At 44.3% G+C, this 5,069-nt stretch carries 12 protein-coding genes; 5 read left to right on the top strand and 7 right to left on the bottom strand.

Annotated features, from left to right (window positions below; translation table 11 throughout):
- A partial coding sequence (locus D6D85_RS16020) for a hypothetical protein (RefSeq protein ID WP_161969654.1) occupies positions 1 to 384 on the top strand: 384 nt, incomplete at its 5' end.
- A gap of 312 nt (positions 385 to 696) precedes the next feature.
- Here the strand turns inward: D6D85_RS16020 and D6D85_RS02970 are convergent.
- The gene (locus D6D85_RS02970; protein WP_125670592.1) at positions 697 to 1,059 is read right to left on the bottom strand and encodes a hypothetical protein; all 363 of its coding nucleotides are present in this window, start codon (positions 1,057 to 1,059) and stop codon (positions 697 to 699) included.
- Positions 1,060 to 1,334: 275 nt separating this feature from the next.
- A complete protein-coding gene (locus tag D6D85_RS02975; RefSeq protein ID WP_125670593.1) occupies positions 1,335 to 1,718 on the bottom strand; it encodes a hypothetical protein in 384 nt (127 codons plus the stop codon).
- Positions 1,719 to 1,776: 58 nt separating this feature from the next.
- Here D6D85_RS02975 and D6D85_RS16025 point away from each other — a divergent pair, with 58 nt between their 5' ends.
- Positions 1,777 to 1,947 carry a hypothetical protein gene (locus tag D6D85_RS16025; RefSeq protein WP_161969655.1) on the top strand — a complete coding sequence of 57 codons (171 nt, stop codon included), beginning with the start codon at positions 1,777 to 1,779 and terminating at the stop codon, positions 1,945 to 1,947.
- A gap of 353 nt (positions 1,948 to 2,300) precedes the next feature.
- Here D6D85_RS16025 and D6D85_RS02980 read toward each other — a convergent pair whose 3' ends face one another.
- The 3 genes from D6D85_RS02980 to D6D85_RS02990 all read right to left on the bottom strand — a co-directional run bounded on the left by D6D85_RS02980 (position 2,301) and on the right by D6D85_RS02990 (position 3,512).
- Positions 2,301 to 2,696, bottom strand: coding sequence for a retroviral-like aspartic protease family protein (locus tag D6D85_RS02980; RefSeq protein WP_125670594.1), 396 nt, complete (start codon positions 2,694 to 2,696; stop codon positions 2,301 to 2,303).
- A 125-nt stretch (positions 2,697 to 2,821) separates the two neighbouring features.
- Complete coding sequence (locus D6D85_RS02985) at positions 2,822 to 3,076, bottom strand: hypothetical protein (RefSeq protein WP_125670595.1); 255 nt, start codon at positions 3,074 to 3,076, stop codon at positions 2,822 to 2,824.
- A gap of 31 nt (positions 3,077 to 3,107) precedes the next feature.
- On the bottom strand, positions 3,108 to 3,512 hold the full coding sequence (locus D6D85_RS02990) for a PaREP1 family protein (RefSeq protein ID WP_125670596.1): 405 nt from the start codon (positions 3,510 to 3,512) through the stop codon (positions 3,108 to 3,110).
- A gap of 129 nt (positions 3,513 to 3,641) precedes the next feature.
- Between D6D85_RS02990 and D6D85_RS02995 the strand changes: the two genes are divergently transcribed.
- From D6D85_RS02995 to D6D85_RS16030, 3 genes are all read left to right on the top strand, one after another.
- A complete protein-coding gene (locus D6D85_RS02995; RefSeq protein ID WP_125670597.1) occupies positions 3,642 to 3,845 on the top strand; it encodes a hypothetical protein in 204 nt (67 codons plus the stop codon).
- 320 nt (positions 3,846 to 4,165) lie between these two features.
- Positions 4,166 to 4,297 carry a hypothetical protein gene (locus D6D85_RS16955; protein WP_272914408.1) on the top strand — a complete coding sequence of 44 codons (132 nt, stop codon included), beginning with the start codon at positions 4,166 to 4,168 and terminating at the stop codon, positions 4,295 to 4,297.
- A complete protein-coding gene (locus tag D6D85_RS16030; RefSeq protein WP_161969656.1) occupies positions 4,275 to 4,430 on the top strand; it encodes a hypothetical protein in 156 nt (51 codons plus the stop codon). The genes D6D85_RS16955 and D6D85_RS16030 overlap by 23 nt, the downstream gene beginning before the upstream one ends.
- A gap of 211 nt (positions 4,431 to 4,641) precedes the next feature.
- On the opposite strand, the gene D6D85_RS16035 is transcribed toward D6D85_RS16030, so the two are convergent.
- Both D6D85_RS16035 and D6D85_RS17190 read right to left on the bottom strand, forming a co-directional pair.
- The gene (locus D6D85_RS16035; RefSeq protein WP_161969657.1) at positions 4,642 to 4,851 is read right to left on the bottom strand and encodes a hypothetical protein; all 210 of its coding nucleotides are present in this window, start codon (positions 4,849 to 4,851) and stop codon (positions 4,642 to 4,644) included.
- A complete protein-coding gene (locus D6D85_RS17190) occupies positions 4,796 to 4,990 on the bottom strand; it encodes an AlbA family DNA-binding domain-containing protein (protein WP_125670598.1) in 195 nt (64 codons plus the stop codon). The genes D6D85_RS16035 and D6D85_RS17190 overlap by 56 nt, the downstream gene beginning before the upstream one ends.
- Positions 4,991 to 5,069 lie beyond the last annotated feature (79 nt).

Below are 5,069 nucleotides of genomic sequence, written 5' to 3' on the forward strand. Positions count from 1 at the left end.
AGGGGGATATCTGCAGGGATCTGCGCAGCAGCGGAAGATGATGTGATCCTCCTGAACAGGACAGGCGATCCAAACGTTTTCAACAGGACAAAGGACGAGGTTGATGAGTGCTTTCTTTACCTGAAAAGCTCAGCTTGCAACCTGCTTGGGAACAGCACAAGCGATTCTGAATCTAAGAGATATGTGGAGATGGCTAGGAAATCTGAGAGACCTGAGGACTTCATCGGAAACATAAGCCTTGTTAAAGCTGAAAATCCTGTTTACCCGGTTTACCTTATACCTTTGATCCTTCTGGCAGTCCTCTCAATGCTGTTTCTTGCCTTTCACAGGAGGAAAAAAGGATTTAGAAGGAAGTATAGTGGCTTTAAGTACAGGCCTCGATAAGCGGAAGTATTACGATAAAAATATTGCAGTACTTTACATATATTTTCCGGCAGAGAAAAGCTTGAAGCGCACGGCTATCCTGCTGTAGCTAGAGCCGTAAGCAAAAGCCTTTAAATTGAAGAAGCTAACTCGGCATGTTTATTAGCTTTCCATCGGCATATGCGGGGCATTCTTAGCTTCATCACTATCGATAATAAAATCATGTGTATGAAGTAGTATTGTATTGACTCTTTTTCCTTCGCAAGCATCGTTAAGCACCTAGTATACCATATCATCATCTATAAATAAATGTTAATCTGCTAAAAACGCTAATCAACCGGCCTTCAGCTTCTCCCTCATCAATGCTATTACATCTGACTTTATCGATGATACCTCCTGATGAAGAGATCTCAGATCCTCCTTGATATCATCTATTCTCCTGTTTGTATCATCAATCCTCTTGTTCAGAGAAGCACTCAGATCGTCTATTCTCTTATTGAGAGAGGTGTTTAGATCGTCTATTCTCTTATTAAGGGATTCGTTCATTGCCTCCATCCTCTTGTTCATCTGGTCAAGGAGAAGTATTATCACATCGGTGCTAGTGAGCCTCTTTCCCTCAGTTATCTTCTTGGCAATCCTCTCCGAGGCCTGCCTCAATGCTTCTTCCAAAACGGATGTCACAATAGCCTCAGCCATAAGGATTGGTGCAGAGGGAAATATATAAAGTTGACACTCCTCGCAGTTAAGGGGAATTCCTGTTCTAGAATCTGCTGTTCACTTTAGGCTTTCCTGTGAAGGTCATATATGTGTTGTTAATCCTCCTCATCCAAATCCAAAAGTATGTGCGAACGGAAAATTATCATGGATAAAATTTTCGGCTGCTTATTTAAAATCGACTTAAAGAGCCTTAAAAAAGAAAGTCGTAGAAATTTGCTCTTAAAGCCTTTCTATTTTCCGCTAAAGACTGCTAATTAGCCTGTCTTCAGCTTCTCCCTCATCAATGCTATTACATCTGACTTTATCGAGGATACCTCCTGATGAAGAGATCTAAGATCCTCCTTGATATCATCAATCCTCTTGTTAAGTGAGATATTCAGATCATCAATCCTCTTGTTGAGGGAGGTGTTTAGGTCGTCTATCCTCTTGTTTGTATCATCAATCCTCTTGTTGAGGGAAGCGCTTAGATCATCGATCCTCTTGTTTGTATCATCAATCCTCTTGTTCATCTGGTCGAGGAGAAGGATTATCACATCGGTGCTGGTGAGCCTCTTCCCCTCTGTTATCTTCTTAGCAATTCTCTCTGAAGCCTGCCTCAATGCTTCTTCCAAAACGGATGTCACAATAGCCTCAGCCATAAGGATTGGTGCAGAGAGAGGTATATAAAGTTGACACTCCTCGCAGTTAATTTCCAGAGTGCGTGCAACAATTTCAAAGGATCAGATGTGGGAGAAAATATCCGAAAGAAGTGCTTCACAGCAGAAGCTGGACGAGGTTTGCAAAATGACTATTGCAGAAATATCCCAACAGGTAAGGGGTTCATGGGAAGATACCTTCATTAGCAAAGAGCTTTTTCAGATGGAATGAATTTTTCAGATCGGAGGGAAAACGTCTGTAAAATAATTCTATGTGCAGGGGTTTGTCTTAGGATATCAGAGATTATCCCATGCTTTATTTTATCATTTTCAAGAATAAAGTCCCAACGTTGCCACGACTCCTTTGTTCCTTGAAGCATTTCCTCTTCAGCTAAGTAATCCTGTGATAATGTAGCGATATAGCCTGCTGAGATCTTTTTCCATTCCTCAACATGATCTCTCCCTTTAATTGAACAACAACGCTTCAGTCCTAAACGCCATCGAGATTCACTTGGAAATAATAAAGGAGTTGATCCAGCAACAGAGGGATGAAGTTTAATAGAACGGTCGCTGCACTCCAGGTTTTTAGAGCATCAGAGGTAGCCCTTTGATCAGTCTTCCTGTTGTTGGATCCACCTTGTAGCCCATCTGCTCCAGAGCCACCACGCCTATGAGCGGTGTTGTGCCCCTTGGCCTTTTTATGACGGGGGATTGGGCTATCCTGTCCTCTATCTTTATTATAGCGTTAGCTACAAGCTCCACTTTTCCTGCTCCCTCTGCTGTTTCTGCTGGATGCTCGCCCAGGCTTGGCAATCCGAGTTCGGCGATTATTTCCTCGGGCAGGGCTGGAAAGGTTGCTCCAGTGTCTACTAGGGCTTCTACCTCAGCCTTCTTAACCTCATTAAGTTTGAGCTTTCCCTCCAAATATTGAACGTAATCAACGCCATTGTAAAATATAGCCTTCACATGAGCATGTCTCATCCTTTCACTAAGGAAAATGATCAAAAAGAGTTAATAAATATTTAGTGTTGTGCCTAAAAGCCTTTCCTCACAAATAAAGTGTCTTCAAATCATCTATACGGCAGCCATTCTTATTAAGAAATCAACTAATGCTCGTGTCCTTTCATTTGAATATTTAGCACCTGCTTTTTCCAGCTATGAACCTGTTGGCTGTCGCGATCGGCCTGCTCCTTCGCCGAGGTTTCGGTAAGTGTGATGATGACCAACATCGATATCTGCATACCGAGGAGCCGGAGAAACCTGCTATTCGGGCCTCTCCTCAGCGCTGCCAGTACGGCATCTCCAAACCTATCCCAGGGCAGCTCTAGTGCTATCCTACCCTTCTCAACCCTGAGAGGCACAGACGGAGGAGGTAAGGGCCGTCAACTGACATTATTCCCTCAGCACCTTTCCCACATCGTTTAAGTATGCTCTAACCTTCTCCAGCTCGTACTTTATATCCTCGATGTCTATGTTGCCCTCGTAAAATACAGTTTCATGTAAGTGCCTCTCCCTCGCCCCATACCTATCCCTGAGCATCAACTTCCCCATCTCTGGAACTCTTGTCTCCAGCTCCCTTAGCATCCTCCTTCTCTCCCAATGGCTGGAGGGCAGCTTTCCGAGAAGCTTCAAAATTATCGCATTTGTTGCCTGAATTATTGCGTTCCACGCCTTCTCAGCGGAATTTCTGATCTTGTATGTGTTGTTTTCCCTAACTCCCTCCTCAAACTCCTTGATGGATTCCTCATAAAACCTCAGGGCATCCTCAAAGTAGACGGAAATTCTGTCGGTAACCATAGCCACAAAGCCCTAGCATATGTATTTAAAGCCAACGGATGTTAAAAGACAAGTTAAAAGGCAACTAGCAAGAGGCTACAATTAAATAAAATACCTAAAGCTTTATTAATATCATTTGCTTCAAGACATATGAGTCTGGAGGAGAGGCTTGCCAGAATCGAGGGCACAGTCGAGCAGATGGACAAGAGATTGAACCATCTTGAGACAGAAACAAGGGATCTGAGGGAGGAGCTGAGGGATCTGAGGAGTGATCTGAACAACAGGTTCCTCTGGCTCCTCGGAGTTCAGATATCGATGTGGATAACTATAATATTAGCTATTTTATTTAAGTAAATTAAGAGGCTTATTGAGCAAGTGAGGAGCTTGAGCGGAGGAATACTTGTTGATTGGAGGATATACGAGTGCCTGTTGCCGCAGGAATTTATGATTTTAGCTTTAGTGCGATGAATTTTCGGGATAGGAGGAATTCTAGCGTGGCACTAGCATGATCTCGGTCGGAGGTAGAAGGAACTTTAGAAGAGGTCCAATTATCGCCTGAAGGAGCCCAAGCGGCCACTGATTTCAAAATCCCTCTCTATGTTCCCCTCAAAGGCAGGTTCATGTGCGATGTCAAAGCTTATATTCGTCCTCTGGGGATATTTTTGGTGAGCAGTATGACCAAGGAGGAGGATGTGAGGGTTCTCAAGGAGTTTGTCTCCAAGATCATACCGCGCAGAAAACTTGGGTATATGAAGAAGAAGCATGTGTATGCTGATGAGAGCGGTGGCCTGCAGGGTAAGGATTAGGCTGAGTGTTGGTAATAGGGTTTTTGAGGGGAAGGCCCTTCTCAACAGCGGCTTTGAGTCAGATGCCCCGGACATCATCGTGCCTGTTTACAAAAACTCGGCAAGAAAGCCTACAGTTTTAACCGTGGGATGAATTGCCGATAAGCTTAAATACAAGCCCATGATAGCTATGTTGAGCGTGTCGCTTGGATGTAGCTCGGATGTCCAAAGGCTGGAATAAGGCTCCGGGCCGAAAGGGGGAGAGGTTCCAGCAAAGCGGGGATATGGCTATATGCCGTATCCAGGGGCTGGTAGGGCATAATGCCCTGGTCTTGACACAGCCCTGAACTCGGTTAGGATGAGGCCTAAGGCTGACAAACCGGGAATCTCCCGGCTTTAGCCGTGGAGAATGTCAATCTGATTAGCTCCAATGCCCTTCTCTCCCCCTCGTTGAGGAGCTTCTCAACATACTTCTTGCTCCGAAGCAGGACCCTCATGAAGCCCCATTCCTCTGAAAATTCAGGATCTGGAAGGCCTGCTTCTCTGCATGCATCTATCATCATATATGCCGACAAGCACAGTCCCTCTATGAGAATTAGCAAATGCGCATACAGTTTCTAGAATTTCTTTTAGCTCTGAGAGGGATCTTTTGAACTCTAAACTTTCTGACTCCCCTTCAGCTATAATTTTCTTTATCCGGTCATTGCCGGTCAATGACCGGAAAAGTGTCCCTTGCTCCTTATTAACTGTTTATATACTGCTTCATGTAGATGCTTTCGGTGAGTTTATGGTC

Origin of the sequence: Candidatus Methanodesulfokora washburnensis, assembly GCF_003947435.1 — an archaeon.
Taxonomy (GTDB): domain Archaea; phylum Korarchaeota; class Korarchaeia; order Korarchaeales; family Korarchaeaceae; genus Methanodesulfokora; species Methanodesulfokora washburnensis.